Annotated in this window: 15 protein-coding genes and 1 riboswitch; of the genes, 10 read left to right on the plus strand and 5 right to left on the minus strand. The window is 51.3% G+C overall.

What is annotated here, in order from left to right; translation table 11 throughout:
• Positions 1–26: 26 nt before the first annotated feature.
• Both C3V43_RS10140 and C3V43_RS10145 read right to left on the minus strand, forming a co-directional pair.
• Complete coding sequence (locus C3V43_RS10140) at positions 27–1,568, minus strand: arylsulfatase (protein ID WP_106069709.1); 1,542 nt, start codon at positions 1,566–1,568, stop codon at positions 27–29.
• Between the two features lie 834 nt (positions 1,569–2,402).
• Positions 2,403–3,041 (minus strand): ribonuclease H1 domain-containing protein, encoded by a 639-nt coding sequence (locus C3V43_RS10145; protein WP_106069710.1) that lies wholly within the window; start codon positions 3,039–3,041, stop codon positions 2,403–2,405.
• 209 nt (positions 3,042–3,250) lie between these two features.
• On the opposite strand from C3V43_RS10145, the gene C3V43_RS10150 reads away from it, so the two are divergent.
• From C3V43_RS10150 to C3V43_RS10175, 6 genes are all read left to right on the plus strand, one after another.
• Positions 3,251–3,856 carry a nitroreductase family protein gene (locus C3V43_RS10150; RefSeq protein WP_106069711.1) on the plus strand — a complete coding sequence of 202 codons (606 nt, stop codon included), beginning with the start codon at positions 3,251–3,253 and terminating at the stop codon, positions 3,854–3,856.
• A gap of 423 nt (positions 3,857–4,279) precedes the next feature.
• Positions 4,280–4,807: a shikimate kinase gene (locus C3V43_RS10155; RefSeq protein ID WP_106069712.1), complete on the plus strand. Its 528-nt coding sequence runs from the start codon at positions 4,280–4,282 to the stop codon at positions 4,805–4,807.
• Positions 4,808–4,923: 116 nt separating this feature from the next.
• Complete coding sequence (speA, locus tag C3V43_RS10160; RefSeq protein ID WP_106041317.1) at positions 4,924–6,816, plus strand: biosynthetic arginine decarboxylase; 1,893 nt, start codon at positions 4,924–4,926, stop codon at positions 6,814–6,816.
• A gap of 254 nt (positions 6,817–7,070) precedes the next feature.
• A complete protein-coding gene (argB, locus tag C3V43_RS10165; RefSeq protein ID WP_106041318.1) occupies positions 7,071–7,844 on the plus strand; it encodes an acetylglutamate kinase in 774 nt (257 codons plus the stop codon).
• Between the two features lie 102 nt (positions 7,845–7,946).
• Positions 7,947–8,456 carry a GFO_1088 family ECF-type sigma factor gene (locus C3V43_RS10170; RefSeq protein WP_106069713.1) on the plus strand — a complete coding sequence of 170 codons (510 nt, stop codon included), beginning with the start codon at positions 7,947–7,949 and terminating at the stop codon, positions 8,454–8,456.
• Positions 8,446–8,928 carry a PG0215 family putative anti-sigma factor gene (locus C3V43_RS10175; RefSeq protein ID WP_106041320.1) on the plus strand — a complete coding sequence of 161 codons (483 nt, stop codon included), beginning with the start codon at positions 8,446–8,448 and terminating at the stop codon, positions 8,926–8,928. Before C3V43_RS10170 ends, C3V43_RS10175 begins: the two co-directional genes overlap by 11 nt.
• A 652-nt stretch (positions 8,929–9,580) precedes the next feature.
• Here the strand turns inward: C3V43_RS10175 and C3V43_RS10180 are convergent.
• Complete coding sequence (locus C3V43_RS10180; RefSeq protein ID WP_106070551.1) at positions 9,581–10,444, minus strand: head GIN domain-containing protein; 864 nt, start codon at positions 10,442–10,444, stop codon at positions 9,581–9,583.
• 257 nt (positions 10,445–10,701) lie between these two features.
• Between C3V43_RS10180 and C3V43_RS10185 the strand changes: the two genes are divergently transcribed.
• On the plus strand, positions 10,702–11,412 hold the full coding sequence (locus tag C3V43_RS10185; protein ID WP_315085178.1) for a YgjP family zinc-dependent metalloprotease: 711 nt from the start codon (positions 10,702–10,704) through the stop codon (positions 11,410–11,412).
• Positions 11,413–11,432: 20 nt separating this feature from the next.
• Here the strand turns inward: C3V43_RS10185 and C3V43_RS10190 are convergent, their stop codons facing one another.
• Complete coding sequence (locus C3V43_RS10190) at positions 11,433–11,837, minus strand: hypothetical protein (RefSeq protein WP_106069714.1); 405 nt, start codon at positions 11,835–11,837, stop codon at positions 11,433–11,435.
• Positions 11,838–12,301: 464 nt separating this feature from the next.
• Positions 12,302–12,519, plus strand: a riboswitch (cobalamin riboswitch).
• Between the two features lie 70 nt (positions 12,520–12,589).
• Here C3V43_RS10190 and C3V43_RS10200 point away from each other — a divergent pair.
• Together C3V43_RS10200 and C3V43_RS10205 are read left to right on the plus strand one after the other, a co-directional pair.
• The gene (locus C3V43_RS10200) at positions 12,590–15,109 is read left to right on the plus strand and encodes a ribonucleoside-diphosphate reductase subunit alpha (protein ID WP_106070553.1); all 2,520 of its coding nucleotides are present in this window, start codon (positions 12,590–12,592) and stop codon (positions 15,107–15,109) included.
• 15 nt (positions 15,110–15,124) lie between these two features.
• Entirely contained in the window at positions 15,125–16,174 is a 1,050-nt protein-coding gene (locus tag C3V43_RS10205) for a ribonucleotide-diphosphate reductase subunit beta (protein WP_106069716.1), read from the plus strand.
• A 33-nt stretch (positions 16,175–16,207) separates the two neighbouring features.
• Here C3V43_RS10205 and C3V43_RS10210 read toward each other — a convergent pair whose 3' ends face one another.
• Complete coding sequence (locus C3V43_RS10210) at positions 16,208–20,251, minus strand: hybrid sensor histidine kinase/response regulator transcription factor (protein ID WP_106069717.1); 4,044 nt, start codon at positions 20,249–20,251, stop codon at positions 16,208–16,210.
• A gap of 254 nt (positions 20,252–20,505) precedes the next feature.
• On the opposite strand from C3V43_RS10210, the gene C3V43_RS10215 reads away from it, so the two are divergent.
• The gene (locus tag C3V43_RS10215) at positions 20,506–22,161 is read left to right on the plus strand and encodes a carboxylesterase/lipase family protein (RefSeq protein ID WP_106069718.1); all 1,656 of its coding nucleotides are present in this window, start codon (positions 20,506–20,508) and stop codon (positions 22,159–22,161) included.
• Positions 22,162–22,201 lie beyond the last annotated feature (40 nt).

Raw genomic sequence — 22,201 nt, forward strand, 5'->3', positions numbered from 1 at the left:
TTGGGATTATACATAAATGTCGCATGTCAAGGCAACGGCTGTTTCGCCGCTTCGGGCAGTGTCACTTTGAAGAACCTGCTGGGACGGTGCTCCTTCCGTATGATGCTTACCAGCTGTTCCACTACGTCAGGATACGAGGCGGCGACGTCATGGTCTTCGTGTATGTCTTCAGTCAGATTGTAAAGGTGGGGCACTCCTTTCTTCACTACCATCTTCCAGTCTTCACGGCGCACGGCTATCTGGTCGGTTTCGTGAAACTCCCAATACAGATGATCGTGACGTTGCTGGCGAAGGCTGTCGCCCGTCATGGCTGCGGCAAACGAGATGCCGTCGAAGCAGTCGTCCGCCAGTTGTTTGTTCAGATATTTTTTGGGAAAACGGCGGTCGCCCGTCAGTTCGCAGAAAGTGGGCATCACATCGTAGAAAGCCAGTTGATGACTGCTTGTTGTCCCCGCCGGAACACGTCCGGGCCACCGCACGATGAAAGGCACGCGGATGCCCCCTTCGTGACACTCGCGCTTCAGTCCGCGCAATTTCCCGTCGCGTCCGAAAAAAGCAGGGTCGGCTCCTCCCTCTTCGTGAGGGCCGTTGTCGCTGCTGAATACCACCAGTGTGTTCTCGTCCAGCCCCTTCTCTTTCAGCTTTTGCAGAATCTCGCCCACATAAGCGTCCAACCTTGTAATCATGGCAGCAAACTGTGCATGTGTATGGACGGACGGATTGTAGCGCGAGCCTTCGCTTCCGCCCCATGTGCGGTCGTGAAAGAACTGCTTGCGGTAGGCCTGCAACAGTGAATCGTCGGGCTGTGCCAGTTCGGCATGCGGAAGCGTATAGGTCAGCAGTCCGAAGAAAGGTTGCCGGCCGTCTTGCCTGTCGATCCATTCCAATGCCTTGCGGTGAATCAAATCGGCAGAATATTGTGTGCGCTGTTCATAACCTTTGCCATACATGGGGTGTTTGATGTTTTCTTCCATCACGACACGCACCACGCCCGTATCGCCCGACGCACGGCTGTAACGGTTGAGGAAGTTGGGGTAGTAAAGATGGGCTTGGAACTGGCAGATATACCCGTAGAACTCGTCCACGCCGCGCTTGTCGGGTGTGGAGGCGGAACCTTCGTAGCCTCCCGCCCATTTTCCGAAAAGTCCGGTGGTATAGCCGTTGTTCTTCATCACTTCGGGCAGGATGATGTGTCCGGGGGCGTAGGGATGCTGCCCTGCTATGCTGTAATCTTCGTTGTCGCCATACATGATGCGAGGCGCATCTTTCCAATACTCCTTATTGCCCCGTACTTCGGTATGTCCTGTGTGTTGTCCGGTCATGAGCGACGCGCGCGACGGCGCACTGACGGGACTGCCTGCATAGGCCTGTGTGAAGCGCATTCCTTCCGAGGCCATCCGGTCGATGTGCGGAGTCCGGATATAGCGTTGCCCGTAGCAACCCAAGTCGCCGTAGCCCATGTCGTCGCACAAAATAAAAAGAATATTGGGCTTTTCCGCCTGCCGGGCGTTGACGCCGGTTGCCGCAAGCGCCATACATCCCCATAAAAAGGTTTTCCGGTTGTTCATGGTTTCTTGATGGTTGTGATATGCAAAAATAGGAAAAGAAAACCGGACTTCATCTATGCCTGTCGGAAAAAAACAGAGTCCGTAACACCGGCAGATGCAATATTGTCGCGAAGATGAGAAGTAAACGGGATGCCGTCCGAAAGATGATGAGACCTGCCTGAAAACATTCGCCGCCAACGGGAGAAAACTCTATCTTAGCGCTTGCGTTATATATCTTGCGCCTTGCGATATATATCTTAGCGCCTGCGATATACATCGCAAGCGCTAAGATAGAACTCCCCTCCTAATCTCTTCCTGTTTCAGACAAGGCAAAGAGAGGTTTTATCCGCTGATGAAAACTCTTTCTTGCACGGACGAAACCCATATCCAAAGCCTTATATCGAATATCGAATGCGTTGGCGAGAAAGATAAAGAACCTGAGTGTGAACTCTGCCTGAGTTCGGGATAAGAAGCAGGTCGACAGCCTCACACGGAGGCTTGTGCTCCAAAGTCGAATTCCATTGCTTATCAGATATTTAATATTGATTTGTCAGACACTTGCCTCTGACGGCTCAAGCACCTGTGTCTGTCACGTCAGAGACTTGTGTCTGCCGGCTCGGACACTTGCCTCTGTCACGACAAAGGCTTGCAGCTGTCAGACAGGGCGGGGGCGGCCGGCCTGAAAGGCTCTCTTCTCTTCTGCCCAATCACCGTAAACCGGTGCATCCGGGAAATATCCGCCCGACAGGGTGAAGCCCCGCATCTTTAGCAAAGTAATCACTTATTCCGAACTCAGGTGAGGTATATGCCGGAAGAAACGGAAAGGGGTATCTTTGAGAGCCGTTGCCTGTTCCGTCATTTCCTTCCGAAGTCGGCGGGTACTTCGCCCCATTGTTTGGTTTCCCATTTCAGGATGGGGGTGGTGTAGGTGTTTTCGCGCAGCCATTTCTCGGCACGTTCTATCAACTCGAAGAGGGCTTCGCTCCGGGCGTTGCGCGGCAGTTTCGTCTTGCATTTCTTCTGCTTCACCCAGCTGATGGCATTCACACTGTCGCTGTAGATGGGCATGTCTATTCCTTTCTGTTTCAGGAGGGCAAGGCCGTGTACGATGGCAAGGAATTCGCCGATGTTGTTTGTGCCATACATGGGTCCGAAGTGGAACACCTGCCGGCGGCTGCCCACGTGCACTCCCCTGTACTCCATGGCGCCGGGGTTTCCGCTGCAAGCGGCGTCTACGGCAAGGCTGTTTGCCACGACGGCTGCCGGAAGGGGGGCGTCCTGCGGCTTTCGGGCGGCCGCACGGGTGGGCGAACCTCCTCGCCCGATGTAGTGGTAGGGCGAAGAGGCAAAGGCTTTTTCGGCTTCTTCACGCGTGTCGAACGATTTGAATTTCGCCCCTTCGTAGCCTTTGGTTTGCAGTTGGCAGTCGGTCCAGGAGCTGTAAATGCCCGGCGTGACACCCGACCATACAACGTAAAATTTCTCTTTCTTCATAACTGAGGACAAAGGTAAAGAAGAAAATCCGAACAAAATCCCTCTTCAGGTTGTTTCTTTCTCGCGCACTGATGAATTTGCACCCTGACCAAAGCCTGCAAGGATGAACATGGAACATGCAGGGAAGAAAGTTTGGCAGGCGGGCGGTAAGTTCGGAACAGGCGCTGCGAAAGGATTATTCAAATATAAACAAAGAAAGGAAAAGAAAAATGGGAAGAACATTTGCTGAAGCCATGAAGCACCGCCGTACGTATTATTCCATCGGCAGCGGTTCGCCGGTATCGGACAGCGAGATAGAACGCGTGGTTCGCGAAGCCCTGAAGCACGTGCCGTCGGCTTTCAACTCGCAGTCGGCGAGAGTGGTATTGCTGTTGGGCGATGGGCATAAGAAGTTGTGGAACATCGTGAAGAGCACGTTGAAGGAACTCGTCTCTGCCGAGGACTTTGACAGGACGGAAGCCAAAATAGACGGCTGTTTTGCCGCCGGACACGGTACGGTGCTCTATTTTGAAGACACCTCTGTGGTAAAGAAATTGCAGGAAGCGTTCCCTTCTTACAAGGATAACTTCCCCATCTGGTCGCACCATACTTCTGCCATGCATCAGTTTGCCGTTTGGACGATGCTCGAAGACCTCGGTCTGGGTGCCTCTCTGCAACATTACAACCCGTTGATTGACGAGGAAGTGCGCCGCACCTGGAATCTGCCCGAAGAGTGGCAGCTTGTGGCTCAGATGCCTTTCGGCACACCTACGGGCGAGCCGGGCGAGAAGAGCTTTGAAGACATGGACAAGCGTTTCAAGGTGTTCCGTTCTTGATCGCACTCTTCCGGCGGATTGGTCCGGAAGATGAAAGGACGGTGTGCGGGAGGCTTTTTCCGGACGCGCACAACGCAGATGGTATGGTTCTTTGGTTTAGAGAGCCGTGCCACCTGCGCTTTTTTTCATCCGGGTGTTGATGGCTAAGGGCTTGCGCAGAGGTGTTCCGTATGCAGGTGGCACGGCTTCTGCCGGTCGGAGCGTCCCCTCGCTGCACGAGTCCGGGCGGTGGCTGTTCGGGGGTTTGACAGACACAAGTCTCTGAGCTGACAGACGCAAGCCTTTGTCGCAACAGACACAAGCCTCTGTCACGACAAACACAAGTCCTTGTGAAAACAGACACTTGTGTCCGTCAATCTTCCTTCACCGTGGGCTGGGAGATTAAATAAATTGTTTACCTTTGTGCGCATAAGGGAAGCAGATATGATACGTATTTTCTTGACCGGCTACATGGGGGCCGGAAAAACTACTTTAGGAAAGGCTTTTGCCCGCGAAATGCATGTGCCGTTCATCGACTTGGACTGGTACATTGAAGAGCGTTTCCACAAATCCGTCCGCGAACTGTTTGTCAGTCGTGGAGAAGATGCTTTCCGTCAGCTGGAGCGGAACATGCTGCACGAGGTGGGAGAGTTTGAAGACGTCGTCATCTCCACCGGCGGCGGCACGCCCTGCTTCTTCGACAACATGGACTACATGAATGCCTGCGGGCAGACGGTGTTTCTCGATGTGCATCCCGACATCCTGTTCCGCCGCCTCCGGGTGGCCACGCAGCAACGCCCCATTCTGCAAGGCAAGACGGACGAAGAACTGCGTGCCTTTATTCTGGAGGCACTGGAGAAGCGTGCCCCCTTTTACTCGCAGGCCCAATACCTGTTCGATGCCGGCCGTCTGGAAAGCCGCAGGCAGATATCCGATTCTGTGCAACGGCTGCGCAACCTCCTGAAACTTTAATTCCCTGTAAATGTGCATTTCTCGGCTGAAAAGGCTGAAGATATTGGATTAATGTGTATTTTTGTCCCCAATAGCAAATAGTAAAATGTCAAATAGTAAACATATTGGTGAAGTAGATGAGAAAATGGCGTATTGAAGATTCAGAAGAGCTGTACAATATAACAGGTTGGGGCACTTCGTACTTTGGTATCAATGACAAAGGTCATGTAGTGGTGACACCGCGCAAAGACGGCGTTGCCGTCGATTTGAAAGAACTGGTGGACGAGTTGCAGCTACGCGACGTGGCGGCGCCCGTGCTGGTTCGTTTTCCCGACATTCTGGACAACCGCATTGAGAAGGTGTCCTGCTGTTTCAAGCAGGCCGCCGATGAATATGGGTATAAAGGCGAGAACTTTATTATCTATCCCATTAAGGTGAACCAGATGCGTCCCGTCGTGGAAGAGATGATTACGCACGGCAAGAAGTTCAATCTGGGGTTGGAAGCAGGTTCCAAACCGGAGCTGCATGCCGTAATCGGTGTCAATACCGACCCCGGCTCGTTGGTTGTCTGCAACGGATATAAGGACGAGAGTTTCATCGAAATGGCACTGCTGGCGCAGAAGATGGGCAAACGCATCTTTCTTGTAGTGGAGAAGCTCAACGAACTGAATCTTATCGCCAAGATGGCGAAGCAGCTCAAAGTGAGACCTAACATCGGTATTCGCATTAAGTTGGCCTCCAGCGGAAGCGGCAAGTGGGAAGAAAGCGGAGGCGATGCCAGCAAGTTTGGCCTTACCTCAAGCGAGCTGCTCGAAGCGCTCGACTTTCTGGAGAAGAAAGAAATGAAAGACTGCCTGAAGCTGATACACTTCCACATCGGCAGTCAGATAACCAAGATACGCCGCATCAAGAATGCCTTGCGCGAGGCTTCGCAATTCTTTGTGCAGCTCAACAAATCGGGCTTCAACATCGAGTTTGTGGATACCGGCGGAGGCATGGGGGTGGACTACGACGGCACACGCTCGTCTAACAGCGAAAGCTCCGTCAACTATTCCATTCAGGAGTACGTCAACGACGTGGTGTCTACCTTTGTCGACGCTGCCGACAAACACGGCTTTCCGCATCCCAACATCATCACCGAAACCGGCCGCAGCCTCACCGCTCACCACTCCGTGCTTATCTTCGAAGTGCTGGAGACGGCCTCCCTGCCCGAAATGGACGATGATTGGGAACCGGGTGAAGATGCCCACGAACTGGTGAAGGAACTGTATCACATCTGGGACAACCTGAGCCAGCGCAGCATGCTCGAACCTTGGCACGATGCGCAACAGATTCGCGAAGAGGCCCTCGACCTCTTCAGCCACGGCATTGTCGACCTGAACACGCGTGCGCAAATAGAAAAGCTCTATTGGAGCATCTGCCGCGAAATCAACACCATTGCCGGAAACATGAAGCACGTGCCCGAAGAGTTTCGCAAACTCAACAAGCTGCTTGCCGACAAATACTTCTGCAACTTCTCACTGTTCCAATCATTGCCCGACTCTTGGGCCATCGACCAGATGTTCCCCATCATGCCCATCCAACGGCTGGACGAACGTCCCGACCGCGAAGCCACCTTGCAGGACATGACTTGCGATTCGGACGGTAAGATTGCCAACTTCGTCACTTCGCGTTCCGATACCACCACGCTGCCTTTGCACTCGCTCCGCGACAAGGAAAACTACTATCTGGCCGTGTTCCTCGTAGGAGCCTATCAGGAGATTCTGGGCGATATGCACAACCTCTTCGGCGATACGAACGCCGTACACGTGTCTGTCAACTCCAAGGGCTACACCATCGACCAGCTGATTGACGGCGAAACTGTGGCCGAAGTGCTGGACTACGTGCAATATAACCCCAAGAAACTGGTGCGCACACTGGAAACGTGGGTTACGCAGTCCGTCAAGGAAGGCCGCATCTCGGTAGAGGAGGGCAAGGAATTCTTGTCCAACTACCGCTCCGGACTATACGGATACACGTATTTGGAATAGAACGGTTAGCGTATGGTGGTTAGCGGTTGGTGAGTGGGGCATCTGCAAAGCGAACCTGTTTCCAAAGAATACCTTCACTTACCAGTCACTAACCCCTAATCGTTAATCGCTGATGCATACGTTTTTTTTCTTCAAGAAACCGGAGCGTATACACCTTATTATATATGAGAACTGATTATCCGCATCGTGTCTGCGACTGTCTGCCGGAAGCCGGCACAAGGACATCTTGCGGATAATCGAATTATATGGAAGCAATGAAAGAGAAACTGACTGTTATCAAGGTAGGCGGCAAAATAGTGGAGGAGGAAGCCACCCTCCGTAAGTTGTTGGATGATTTTGCGGCTATCGGGGGGCATAAGCTATTGGTGCACGGAGGCGGACGTTCGGCCACCAAGCTGGCTGAAAGTCTGGGTATCGAAAGCCGTATGGTGAACGGCCGCCGCATCACCGATGCCGAAACCCTGAAAGTAGTGACGATGGTGTATGGCGGATTGGTGAACAAGAATATCGTGGCCGGTTTGCAGGCACGCGGCGTCAACGCATTGGGACTCACGGGAGCCGACATGGATGCCATCCGTTCCGTGAAGCGACCGGTGAAAGAGGTGGACTACGGCTTTGTGGGCGATGTGAAGCAAGTCAACGCCGTTTTGCTGGCCGACCTTATTTGCAAAGGCATCATTCCGGTGATGGCTCCGCTGACGCACGACGGCGAAGGCAACATGCTGAACACGAATGCCGACACCATTGCCGGAGAAATCGCCAAAGCCCTTGCTTCGCTGTTCGATGTCACCTTAGTGTTCTGCTTTGAAAAGAAAGGCGTGCTCCGCAATGAGAACGATGATGACAGCGTGATTCCACACATAACTCCCGACGAGTTCAAACAATATGTGGCCGAGGGAGTGATTCAAGGCGGCATGATTCCGAAGCTTGAAAATGCTTTCGAGGCAATTACCTCCGGGGTTTCCGAAGTAATCATCACTTCGGTTGCGGCTATCGGAGAAGAGGGAGGGACGAGGATGGTGCGTTAATGTACTTTCTTTTGGGCAAGCAAAAGAAAAAGTACATCAGAAGCAAAAAAAAATAGTATTTGCCTGTAACTTTCTGGATACTTAACCGTCAACTTATTAGAGATGCAAGAACTCAGCTTTCGTAATGATATTCTTCCGCTGAAAGACAAGCTCTTCCGGCTGGCTCTGCGAATCACGTTCGATAGGGCAGAAGCAGAGGATATTGTGCAAGAAACGCTGATAAGGGTTTGGAACAAGCGTGATGAATGGGCGCAGTTCGGTTCGGTCGAGGCTTACTGCCTGACAGTGGCAAAGAATCTGGCGATAGACCGGAGCGAGCGAAAGGATGCCCGCACCGTGGAACTCACCCCTGACATGGAGCAGCTCGCCGATGCATCGAACCCTTACGACAAGCTGGTGAATAAAGAACGGATGGCATTGATACACCGGTTGATGAACGAGCTTCCCGAAAAACAACGGCTGATTATGCAGCTCAGGGATGTCGAAGGCAAGAGTTATAAAGAAATAGCGGTTGTCCTGAACTTGACCGAGGAGCAGGTAAAAGTGAACCTCTTCAGGGCACGGCAAAAAGTAAAACAAAAGTTTATAGATACAGAAGGTTATGGACTCTAAATATATAGAACAACTCTTGAAGCGCTACTGGCAGTGCGAAACCTCCCTCGAAGAGGAAGCGCAACTGCGCGCTTTCTTCAGCGGAAGCGATGTTCCCGCACATCTGCTTCGATATAAAGAATTGTTCGTATACGAGCAACTTCAGCAGGAGGTGCACTTGGGCGAAGATTTCGATGCGCGGGTATTGGCCGAAATAGAAGTCCCGGTGGTCAAAGCAAAGCGTTTGACGCTGGCGGCACGCTTCATACCCTTGTTCAAGGCTGCTGCGGTAGTGGCGGCGATTCTTTCACTGGGCAATGTGATGCAACATTCATTCTTTTCCGATGTGAAGGAAGTGGCCTCGGCCGATACCATAGGTAAACAGATTTCCGCTCCCTCGGTGGCTCTTTCCGGAGAGACGACCGTTGCTAAGGAAAGTCAGGTGATAGACAGCCTGCGCCTTGTGGATAAGGAGAAGGAAATCAAAGAGTAGATATTTTTCTTTGCAATTATAAAATAATATTTTCATTTGCTTTAAACATAATATAGTTAGTGTGCTTTATTAAAACAAGTTGAGGCTGTGAAGTTTCAATTCTCTCAAAACATTTATAGTAACTAACTAAGATAGACGGGATACCGCGAGATGCGGTGTCCCTTTTATGTTTTCATGCACTTTCTCTCCATTGGGATGAAAAAACAAAAGGCTTCCTCACGGAAACCTTTTGCCATTCTCCATATTAGATGCTGTTTCTTAATATATACCTGAGTTCGATGTAAAAAGAGACTCCGCCTATACAAAAAACGCTCCCGGAGGCATTCCCGGAGGGGTCAATCAGTGGTGCCAAGTCTCGTATATGCGACGTGTGTGGTCTCGAATATGCGACGTGTGTAGTCTCGTATATGCGACGTGTGTGGTCTCGTATATGCGACGTTCAGCACCTCATATATGCGAGGAAAACGGCAAGATATATACAAGTATTTAACAGGCATATAACATCTTGTTTTATACCGAATTCAGGTTAATATATAGGTAATTTAAGAGAGATTTTTGTTTAGAAGCCTGTTCCTTTTAAGAGAATGTGTCGCAGAAAAGCCACCTGCACTGCTATTATCAGGCGCTGATTTCATGACCGTTATCCTCTTAATCAAAGCTTGTACAATCCTTTTTTCGGGTAGTCCAATTCCGGATTGCCTTTATAGCCTACGCTTCCACTGCCACTGGTGCGCACTTTCAGGAAGTCGGTGGCATGGCATTTGATGCTGCCCGAACCGGTTACATTGGCGGAAACCCTCTTGGCAACAAAATCGGATGCGAATAAGTCACCCGAACCAGTCACGCTGTATGCGGCCTCCGGGGTGCTTCCGTTCAGAATGACGGTGCCCGAACCTGCTACGGATACGCCGGCCGATACAGCCGTCACATTGTTCAGTTTCATGTCGCCTGAGCCGGCAATGGAGGTTTTGAGGTTATTGCAAGTGATGTTGCTGCTGTTGATGTCGCCCGAACCGGCGATGGAGATGCTGAGGTCTGTGCAGGAAATGTTATCTCCGCTGATGTTGCCCGAACCTGCCACGGAGATTTTGAGTTCATCTGTTTTCAGTCCGTTGGCCAGCTCCACATCTCCCGAACCTGCCACGGCAATTCCGTTCAATTTCTCTGCTGAAACGCTAATCTCCAGCTTGTCGTAGGTTACGCTTACATTCTTCTTAAAACCGATGTGAAGCGTATTGTCCTTCACATGGATGTCCAGCAGGTCTACGATGTTGTCCGAGGTGTATATCTTCACTTCCGGTTTGCCGGCTTTTTGCGTATAGGTGACATCCGGGCTGCCGGCTACGCTCAACTTGGTGAAGTTTTCCATCTTGATTTCTTTCGTCACGTAGTTTTTGCTGGCTTTTACGGTTTTCCCTTTGAAGAAACCTTTCGAATAATAACTGTGCTGTTGCGAACAGGCGGTGGTGCAGAAAGCCAAGAAAGCGATTGTAATGATTGTTGTTAAGCTCTTCATATTCGTTCTTTTTTTGATTTGGTATTCGTCTTTATTTGTTAGACGCGGCTCGTTTCGTAAAAGTTGCATGCAGATGCGTTTTTTTTGAATGGAACTTCGTCGGCATACTTGATTCAATTTTCATGCCATGATACTAAAGTGTTGTGTATTAGTGTGATACTTTTTTGAGGATGTGTCCGTTATCGGACATTCTGTTCGCTTTTAGCGGGCGAATACTTGTTTTTCCGGTCAAATCTTCGTTCTTTTGCCTTGTCATTATGGAACATAAGGAACACATATTGGAAGACAAGGAGTTCGGGCCTATGCTTATTCGTGTCAATGTCCGTGCGCGTCGTCTCATCTTTCGGACGAGGGAAGACGGTGTCCACGTCACGGTGCCTCCCGGAACGTCTCTTGCCGAGGTAAAGAGAGCTTTGGAGGAGCTTCGTCCGCGCCTGAGGGCTGCCGCCGGAGAGAAACAGAACCGCAAGTTGATAGATTTGGATTACCGTATCGATACGGAGTTCTTTAAGCTGGCTTTGGTGGCAGGGCAGAGGGCGCGTTTCCTGTCTCGTTCGGAGTTAGGCGAGATGCAGATTATCTGTCCGCCGGATGCGGATTTCTCGGACAGGAACCTGCAATCTTGGTTGCGCAAGGTGATTGAGGAGGCCCTGCGCCGTAATGCGAAGATTATTCTTCCTCCACGTCTGTATATGCTTTCCGTGAAGCACAACCTGCCTTATAAGAGTGTGAAGATTAACTCCAGCAGCGGGCGTTGGGGCAGTTGTTCCATGCGTGGCAACATCAATCTTTCCTATTATTTGGTTCTTCTTCCCAAGCATCTGATAGATTATGTATTGCTTCATGAGTTGGCGCATACCCGCGAAATGAACCACGGCGAACGCTTTTGGGCTTTATTGGACAAGCTGACGGAGGGCAAAGCGGAAGCCTTGCGCATGGAATTGAAGCAATACCGCACGGAGTTTTGACGTGTGCGTGCCTCAGGCTGTTAATGCTGCGTCTGCGACAGTTGTTTCACCTCTCCGTTCTCTTTCTCGAACCGGTAGTTGCCTCCCTTCTCGCTCAATTCAAACAGGGAGAGCCGGTCGGTGAGGTTGTCCACAATCATCAGCGCGCTCTGTTCGGCAAAGCGTTTCACTTCCATTTCAAACGGTTCTTCGGTGATTTTCAGCCTTGCCAGCAGGCTGTCGTTGACGAGCAGTGAGAGCGAATCTCCGGCAAATCCTTTGGTCAGTGTGATGGTGTATGTCTCTGTGAAGTTCCGTTCTTCGTTTTTCTGTTGTTGCAACCTCATGCTCATGTAAACGAAGATGACGACTACAAAAATCACGGCGAAAGCAAGGATGCCGTTACCTACCATAAACTGCTTGTTGGTGTTCAGACGGTGTGCCATAGTTGGAGTGTGTTTAGAGAATGCTGCAAATGTAGCGAATAAATTCGTACCGGCCGCTTTTTTGCCGGAGAATAGCGGATGGAAAAAGACGGGCGACGCGATTGCAAGAACGCTGTGTCTGTAACAATCGTTTACCGTTTGGTTTCTGTCTCCGGCAACGAGTCGGGAGAGTGGGAAAAAGACCGCCCAGAAGTACTTCTGAGAGGGGGTAGGATCAGTATACGACTGATGTGGCTTCAGTATACGACTGATCATACATCAGTATACGACTCATGTAGCCTCGATATGGGACTGAGCTTGCCTAACCTTCTTTTTTTGATTTTTTATGGTTGCACCGGAATCTGTTTTGGTATGATTTTTTGAAAAGAAAGATGTGCTTCGGGAAGCCTCCCGCTCATTTTCAAGTAACCGGCAGATGATGCTTTTTTAAGCAGTTTTAATAATGTAATAATTCCAATTTGTGCTATCTTTGTCCCTGAAATGGTTTCGGGCGGATTTTCCCTCCGTCCGGATTAAAAGGGAATCGGGTGGAAATCCCGAACAGTCCCGCTGCTGTGAAACTCCGTCTAAATTTCCGGCACAACCTGTTGCCACTGCATTCTTGAAAACTGCGTTTGAGATTGCGGGAAGGCGCCGGAAACGAGGAGCCAGTCAGAAGACCTGCCATTCTCGAAAAGCCGCTTCCGCTCGTGGGATTAGGGAACGGCGGCAAAAGTGTACGAGTATTTTTTATTCAAATCCAAAAACATCACATGCAGATAGTTAAAAGGAATGGGACTGTGGAGTCCTATAACAGAGAAAAAATAGCCATTGCCATACGCAAAAGTTTTGTCGGCACGGGCAAGGACATTACTGACGAAGCCCTCTGCGCCATTACCGATGAAGTGGAGCAGTTCCTGAACCGGAACGAAGACAAACGTGCGGTGGAGTGCATTCAGGACGAGGTAGAGCGCAGTTTGATGGAACACGGCTTCTATGCCGAGGCCAAAAGCTACATACTTTATCGCTGGCAACGCACCGAGCGGAGGAAAGCCCTCACACAGATTGTTGACGGAGCGAAAGACGAGACCGTGGCCCATGTGCTGAAAGAGATACAAAACGACTTTACGGGCAGTGAATACAGCCTGAACGTCTTGGCCGAGAAGTTCGCAGGTTTCTGCAAGCCCGACATGGCGGCCGAAGAACGGCTGGCGATGCTCATTAAGGCAGCCGTGGAACTCACCACGCAGGAAGCCCCCGACTGGGAGTTTATCGCCGCCCGGCTGCTCGGCTTCCGTATGGCGAAAGAGCTGAAAGCGCAGGCGGAGAGAACCGGCATTCAATCTTATTACGATAAACTGAGTTTCCTCACGGACGCGGCTTTGTACGGCAGTTACATTCTCGCCTCCTACTCGCGGCAGGAGATAGAAACGGCTTCCGGGTTTATCCGTCCCGAACGCGACAAGCTCTTCAACTATTCGGGGCTGGACTTGCTCTATAAGCGATACCTCATCCGCACACGCTCGGCGGAGCTGATGGAGTCGGTGCAGGAGATGTTTCTGGGCATCGCCTTGCATCTGGCCCTGCCCGAAAAGCACGACCGGCTGGAGTGGGTGAGGAAATTCTACGATATGCTGAGCCTGCTGGAAGTGACCATGGCAACGCCCACCCTTTCCAATGCCCGGAAGCCCTACCATCAGCTCTCCAGTTGTTTCATCGATACCGTGCCCGACAGCCTCGAAGGCATATACCGCAGCATCGACAACTTTGCCACCGTAAGCAAGTTCGGCGGCGGCATGGGCATGTACTTCGGCAAGGTGCGCGCCACGGGTGGAAACATCCGGGGTTTCAAAGGCGTGGCCGGAGGTGTCATCCGCTGGATGAAGCTGGTGAACGACACTGCCGTGGCCGTCGACCAATTGGGAATGCGGCAGGGTGCCGTGGCCGTCTACCTCGATGTTTGGCACAAAGACCTGCCCGAATTCTTGCAGCTCCGCACCAACAACGGAGACGACCGCATGAAGGCGCACGACATTTTTCCCGCCGTGTGCTATCCCGACCTCTTCTGGCAGATGGCGAAAGAAGACCTGAACAACCAATGGCACCTGTTCTGCCCCAATGAAATCATGACCGTGAAAGGCTATTGCCTCGAAGATTATTACGGAGAAGAGTGGGAGCGGAGGTATCGGGACTGCGTGAACGACCCGCGCCTATCCCGCCGCAGCATGAGCCTGAAAGACATCGTGAGGCTGATACTCCGTTCCGCCGTGGAAACAGGCACACCCTTTACTTTTAACCGTGATACGGTGAACCGGGCCAACCCCAATCCCCATAAAGGCATCATCTACTGCTCCAACCTCTGCACGGAGATAGCGCAGAACATGTCGGCCATCGAATCCGTCTCTACCGATATCCGGACGACGGATGGCGATACGGTGGTGGTGAAGACGGTCCGCCCCGGCGACTTTGTGGTCTGCAACCTTGCCAGCCTCTCGTTGGGACACTTGCCTTTGGAGGATGAGGAGCGCATGCAGGAAAAGGTGGCAACCGTGGTCCGGGCATTGGACAACGTCATCGACTTGAACTTCTACCCGTTGCCTTTCGCGCAAATCACGAACCATCGCTATCGCAGCATCGGTCTGGGCGTCAGCGGCTATCACCATGCGCTCGCCCTGCGCGGCATCCGTTGGGAGAGCGAAGAACACCTCCGCTTCGTGGATAAGGTGTTCGAGCGCATCAACTATGCCGCCATCCGTGCCAGCATGGAGCTGGCCAAGGAGAAAGGAAAGTACGCCTGTTTTGAAGGAAGCGACTGGCAGACGGGCAGCTACTTCGTCAAGCGCGGATACGATTCGCCCCAATGGAGGCAACTGGCGGCGTCCGTTGCCACAGAGGGGATGCGGAACGCTTATCTTCTGGCCGTTGCCCCCACCAGCAGCACCGGCATCATTGCCGGAACCACGGCGGGCATCGACCCGGTGATGAAACGTTTCTTCCTCGAAGAGAAAAAAGGAGCCATGCTTCCGCGGGTGGCGCCCGGCCTCTCCGACAAAACCTATTGGCTCTACAAAGACGCCTATCTGCTGGAACAATCGTGGAGCGTGCGTGCTGCGGGCATCCGCCAACGGCATATAGACCAGGCGCAAAGCATGAACCTCTACATCACCAACGAATTCACCATGCGCCAACTTTTGAATCTCTATCTGCTGGCTTGGGAGTGCGGAGTGAAGACCGTATATTACGTCCGCAGCAAGTCCTTGGAAGTAGAAGAATGTGAAAGTTGTGCATCTTAACCAAAACGAACGATTATGGAAATAAAAAAACTGAAAAAGAATGCTCTTTTTAATCCCGAAGGCGATATCGAACTCCGCTTCCGGAAAATGATTGGCGGCAATACGACCAATCTGAACGACTTCAACAACATGCGCTACAAGTGGGTGAGCGACTGGTACCGGCAGGCCATGAACAACTTCTGGATACCCGAAGAAATCAATCTCACTCAAGACATAAAGGATTATCCCCATCTGGAGAAAGCCGAACGCACGGCCTACGACAAGATTCTGAGTTTCCTTGTTTTCCTCGACTCGCTTCAAAGCAACAACCTGCCTACCATAAGCGAATACATCACGGCAAACGAAGTGAATCTCTGTCTGCACATACAAGCCTTTCAGGAGTGCGTACACAGCCAGAGCTACAGCTATATGCTCGACTCTATTTGCAGTCCGGAAGAACGTAACGACATCCTCTATCAATGGAAAACGGATGAACATCTGCTGAAGCGAAACACGTTTATCGGCAATTGTTACAATGATTTTCAGAATAGTCAGGACGGTTTCACGCTGATGAAGACGCTGATTGCCAACTACATCCTCGAAGGCATTTACTTTTATAGCGGCTTCATGTTCTTCTATAACCTGAGCCGCAACGGCAAGATGTCGGGCTCGGCCCAAGAGATACGCTATATCAACCGCGACGAGAACACCCATCTGTGGCTGTTCCGCAACATCATCTTGGAACTGAAGAAAGAAGAACCCGAACTCTTCACTCCCGATAAGATAGGCGTGTACGAAAGCATGATGCGCGAAGGCGTGAGGCAGGAGATAGAGTGGGGGCAATACGTCATAGGCGACGACATACAGGGACTCAACAAGCAGATGCTGGAGGAATATATCTTTTATCTCGGCAACTTGCGTTGGCACAGCTTGGGCTTCGGCTTCTTGTACGAAGACCATCGCAAGGAGCCTGAGAGCATGCGCTGGGTGTCGCAATACTCCAATGCCAATATGGTGAAGACCGACTTCTTTGAAGCTAAAAGCACGGCCTATGCCAAAAGCACGGCATTGGAAGATGATTTGTGATTCCTGTTGCCTCCCGCTTCTCGCTTTTTTTGTTTATTTGCCATATTCGCTCGGTGCTATCCCGAACTGTCTCTTGAAGCTGGTCGAGAAGTGCGGCAGTGTGCTGAATCCCGTCATGTCGGCTATTTCCGAAACGGTATATCTACCCTCTTTTATCAGCTCGGCGGCGCGGTTCAGCTTGTAGGTCTTGAAGAAGACGCTGGGATTCTCGCCCGTCAGTCCTTTTACCTTGTAGTAGAACTTGGTGCGCGAGATTTTCAGCAGTTCGGTCATACGTGCCACATCCAGTTCCGGGTTCGACAGCTCGTTCTCCATCAGGTGGTAAAGCTCCGTCATGAACGAGTTGTCTTGGGGCGACAGCACGTTCTCCTCTATCTTGTCCGTTTGGGTATATCGGCTCAGGAGGTTGCGCACTTTTTCCCGGTTCTTTAGTTGCGACTTGATGAGTGCCAGCAAGTAGTTAGGCTCAAAGGGTTTCGTCACGTATGCGTCCGCTCCGGTGTCCAGCCCTTCCACTTGGTTCTCTACCGTGGCTTTGGCTGTCACCAATATCACGGGGATATGGCAGAGCTGCAAGTCTTCCTTTATCTGGCGGCAGAGGTCGTAACCGGTTCGTCCGGGCATCACCACGTCGCTCAGCACAAGGTCGGGGGCTTCTTCGCTCATGGCCTTGAAAGCGCTGTCGGCATCGAAGCGGCAGACAATCTTATAGAAGGGCGACAGCAAGGCTTTCAGGTAATGAGCCACTTCGGTGTCGTCGTCCACCACTAACAAGGTCTGCTTCTTGCCATCTTCCGTATCTTCCAATCGGAATTGCTCTTGGGTTTGCAGCGGGAATGCCATGCTCTGCTCTTCTTCGGAGGGGGTGCGCTCTTCGGGACTATATGCAAGGTCGTTCACCGGCAGCAGCAGGGTGAAGACGGCTCCACCTCCTTCACTGCGGTTGCCGGCCTTCAGGTAGCCGTGGTGAAGCAGAGCCAGGCTGCGGGCGTAGTACAAGCCTATGCCGGTGCCCCAGTTGTAGGTTCCGCCGGTTTGGTTGTTCAGTTGGTAGTAACGCTCAAATACCTTCTCCAACTGCTCTTGAGGAATGCCGTTGCCACTGTCTGCCACGGATATCTTGACGTATTGCGTATCGACGTCCTTTTCCGTCAGAGAGAAGATGCGTCCGGCCTCTTCACGCGTCACGACGTCGAAGCAAAGCTCCACCTTTCCTCCGTTAGGAGTGAACTTTAAGGCATTGGAAAGGAGATTGCCCACAATCTTATCCAGCTTATCCACATCCAACCACATTAGGAAGCTGTCCTCTAACCCGTAAGTATTCAAGGTGATACCCTTCTCGTTGGCATTGATGCGGAAAATGTCCACGAAATGTTGCAATTGCGAGATTATATCCGTCCGCCTCACTTGTAGTTTCAGGGTATCGTTCTCTAACTTGTTGAAGTCCATCAGTTGGTTTACGAGTCTCAGCATGCGCCTCACGCTGCGTTGAACGATGTAGAGCAACTGCTTGTTTTCGTCCTCTATCTTGGGATTTTCGCATAATTGCGTCACCGGGCCCGAAATCATGGTGAGCGGTGTGCGGAATTCGTGCGAGATGTTGGCAAAGAAACTCATGTTCATCTTGTTCACCCGTTGTTCCTGTTCCTTCTCCAATTGGGCGCGCCGGGCAGCTTCTTTTTCTTGTTTGATGCGCAACCCGAAGCGGATGAAGAAGCCGATGATGGTGGCTGCCATGAGCAGATAGATGCACCATGCCCACCACGTCATCCATGGGGCAGGTTTCACGATGACGCGTATGGAGTTTTCCGTTTCCACGATGCTTTTGTCGTTGTTGGTAATCTTTACTTTGAAGGTGTAAGTTCCTGCGGGAAGATTGGCATAATAGGCCTCGCGGTTGTTGCGGGCGTCTATCCAGTATTTGTCGAAACCCTCCATACAGTAATAATAGTGCACGCGTTCATGCTCGCAGTAGTCCAATGCCGCAAAGGAGATACTGAACCCGTTTTCGTTGTGATTCAGCCGTATGTCGGGCCTGTACGAAAGGTGCTTGTCGATGTTTTTGCCGTCTTGCGGGTGTGCTGTTCGGTTGTGAATCTTCAGATCCTCGAAGAGCAGCGGTATGCTTCGCTTGCTGCTCACGTCGATGGGATTGAAGAAAGTCAGGCCGTGCGTACCGCCGAATACCAGTGTCCCGTCGGGCAGTCGGCACGAACAACGGTCGTAGAATTGGTTGCCGCCTATGCCGTCAGCAGCATAGTAATTGGTGAATTTCTCTACCGTGCGGTCATACTTGCCCAATCCGTATTGTGTGCCAACCCAGATATTGCCTTGTGCGTCTTCCTCAATGCTCGATATGTCCAGACAAGGCGTTCCCTCCACCGTCCGCAGTTTGCCGGTGGCTGGAGAGTAATGCAGTAATCCGTTGCTGACGGTACCTATCCAAATATCCTCCCGGCTGTCTTTGACGAGAGCCGTCGGGATGAAGACCGAACGCCGTATGCAAGCCTTCCACTCTTCTTCGCCGAAGGGATTGTCTTCATTCCTCCAAGTGTCCGGGTTTATCTGCTTTATAGGATTCATGAAAGAGGCCACCCATATCTTCCCGTTGCTCAGTGGCAGTATGCCGGGGATGAACGTGCCCATCTGCGGGAACGTCTGCACCGGTGTGAACGTTTTCTCATTCTGCCTCATAGCATAGAACAGATAGCTCAATGTCCCCACCCAGAGCGTGCCCCGGCTGTCTTGGGCAAAAGACATCGGCATAAAAACGTCGTAGGTGCTTTCGGCTTGCAACACGCCGTTCAGGTAGCGGCACTTCAGCACCTTGCTTGCAAGGAGTGCGCCCAACCAGATGTTGTTATCGTTGTCAACGAAGATGTGCGTCACATCTGTTTTCTCCGAATAGTCCTGTTTGAAGAGCTGCCGCATGTCTATCCGTTTCACCTCCTTGCTGTCCATGTTGTACATATACATTCCGTCCGACAGGGTGGCTATCCAGAGGTTCCGTTCCTTGTCCACAGCCACGGATTTCACCGACTTGTTCTCCAAGCACGATTTAAGGTAGTTGTTGGTGTTGAAACGCTCCTTGTAGTTGTAGCACACGGTGTAACCCTGATCTACGGAACCTATCCAGAGGTTCTTCTGCGAGTCGGTGAACATCTTGCTTATGTTGAAGCGAGGTGCCTCGAAAGGAAATCCGTTTTCATCCTGATGTATCACTCGGCCCTCCTGATGGTTGTAGAGAAACATCCCTTGTTTGGCGGTATTCAGCAAAAGGCTGTTGCTGCCGTAAGGATGTATGTAGTTGATGTTGGCGTGTGCCAGCAGCCGGTGTTCGCGGATGGCTTTAGGGGTTTCGATGAATTTGCGCGTGTGCGTATCAAACAGGGTCAGTTGATGGTTTCCTGCCAACCACAGTTCTCCATTGTCTCTCATGAAGAAATAAGCGGGGGTATTGTTTAACGGGATGGAGTCTTCCTGAGCCAATGTGGACGAGTTGTAGCAACGCATCGCTATCGGGTTCACTGCCCAAAGCTTGTTGCTTTGGTCTATGAAGCAGAACTGGTTGTAGGTGTGATGGTGGTCGAAGTTTGTGATGGGTATGTCGAACTCTTCCGTTTCGGGGTTGTACACGGCTAGGTGGTGCATCATGTTCAAGAAAATCCGTCCTTCCTTATTTTCGAGTATTTGCAGTCCGTTCTTGTTGGTGATGTTGATCGGGATGCGGCGGAAATTGTCTTTGTCGGTATATAGGCTGGTACCGTTTACGGTCACTACCCACAACCTTCCTTTCGAGTCGCGGAAGAGGTCGTTTATTTGATTGTCGGGCAGGTCCAGCGAGTCGTCCGTACAGTAATATTGGTGATACTCATGTACGTTGTATTTGTTCAGTCCCCTGAACGTTCCCATCCATATATGTCCTTGCGCATCTTCGGCAAAGGCGGTGACTTTCTGGTTGGAGAGGTCGTTGGTAATGACAGGACTTTCTATTCCGCTATCAGGAGCGGTCTTCGTGCTCGACGGGCGACAAGCAGCAATCAAACACAATAAAAACAAGTACTGAATGTGTTTCATATCTATCTAAAGCTATCAAGGTAAAGCATCCCGTAGTTTTTCGGTGATGCACTTTGATGTGGAGTGCGAAAATAACCATAAAAAACGAGACAGATATTGTCGGACAGCATGTTTTGAACAAATCTGTAAACATTTGAACACAAAGGAAAGTAGTTTTGAACATCGAGGAAAGCCGTTTGAATACAATAGCAAGTCGGCTCGGAAAGAATGCGCTAATATTGCAATCGTAAAACAACAACAAACTAATACATAATATGAAAAAGCATTTCTTATCAGCATTGGCATTTTCTGCCGTTCTTCTTTCCTCGTGCGGAGGAACATCCAAGATAGAGAAACCAGACGCTTGCATGCAAGGCGGAGAGATAACAGCCTCTTCGACGATAGCTGTTGCCGAAACCGAATCGGGCAAAGTGGGCGGATATGTGGAAAACGGTATCTATATATATAAAGGTGTTCCCTATGCCAAGGCCGAACGTTTCATGCCACCCGTGGCAGCCGACAAGTGGGAGGGTATCCGCAGCAGCCGTGCTTACGGGCCTACTTGTCCGCAAGGCAAGCGTATGGGGTGGTATAGCGATGAGCAGGCGTTTGCCTTCAACTGGGATGACGGCTATCCCGACGAGAACTGCCTGCGTGTGAATATCTGGACGCCGGGCGTGAACGACGGCAAGAAGCGCCCCGTCATGGTATGGCTGCACGGAGGAGGCTATGCGGCCGGTTCCGGTCAGGAACTGCCTTCATACGATGGGACGAACCTGGCAAAAAAAGGCGACGTTGTGGTGGTGACGCTGAACCATCGTTTAAATGCGTTGGGCTTTCTGGACTTGTCGGCCTATGGCGAGAAATATTTAAAGTCGGGCAATGTCGGTCTGCTCGATTTGGTAGCTGCGCTTCAATGGGTCAATAAAAACATTGCCGCTTTTGGTGGAGATGCCTCTAATGTGACCATCTTCGGCCAGTCGGGCGGTGGAGGAAAGGTGTCTACCTTATTGGCCACTCCCTCGGCTGCCGGCCTGTTCCATAAGGCTATTGTGCAGAGTGGTTCCATGTTGCGCACAATGGAGGCCAAATATTCGCGTCGCATAGGCACGGCCACGGTCGAGGCATTGGGATTGGAAGCTTCACGGATTGACGAGATACAGAAGATTCCTTATGAGACCCTTCTTGCAGCCGGAGAGAAAGCCATTGCCAAAGTACGTGCCGAAGCCGAGAAGGAAGGAGTATCTTCCTTTATCTTCGGTTGGGCACCGACGGTGGATGGCAGCGTGCTTCCCGCACAGCCTTTCGACCCGCAGGCACCGGCGCAGTCGCAGAACATCTCCATGATGATAGGTACTACGCTGCACGAGTTTACGATGAGCACCTATGTACCTTCTTTCCGTTCCATCGGCAAGGAAGAAGCTGTGGAATACCTGAAGAAGAAATACGCCGGCCGCACCGATGACTTCCTGAAAGCTTTTGAGAAAGCCTATCCTTCTTATCAGCCCAAAGATCTGATAGACGTGGATTTCGTTTTCCGTCCGGGTGCCGTGGAGCAAGCCAAGCTGAAAGCCGCTCAGCAGGGTGCACCTGTCTATATGTACCTGTTCGCTTGGGAATCGCCCGTATTGGATGGCATGTTTCGCAGTACCCACTGCATGGAAATACCTTTTGTCTTCAACAATGTGGTGCGCCATGCAGGCATGACCGGTGGCGGTGCCGAGGCGCAAGCCTTGGGCGAGAAGATAAGTAGCGCATGGATTAACTTTGCTAAAACGGGCAACCCGAATGCCGATGGACTGCCTGCATGGGAACCTTTTACTGCAGAGAAAGGTGCTACCATGTTCTTTAATAATACCTCCGAAATAAAATACAACCACGACAAGGAATTGCTGGAAGTGGTAAGGGCATTTCCTACACGTGGCTTTTGATAAGGGGCAACATCTTTTATTAACCAATCTAATTAGAAAC

It is taken from the genome of Prevotella heparinolytica (assembly GCF_002998535.1).
GTDB lineage: Bacteria > Bacteroidota > Bacteroidia > Bacteroidales > Bacteroidaceae > Bacteroides > Bacteroides heparinolyticus.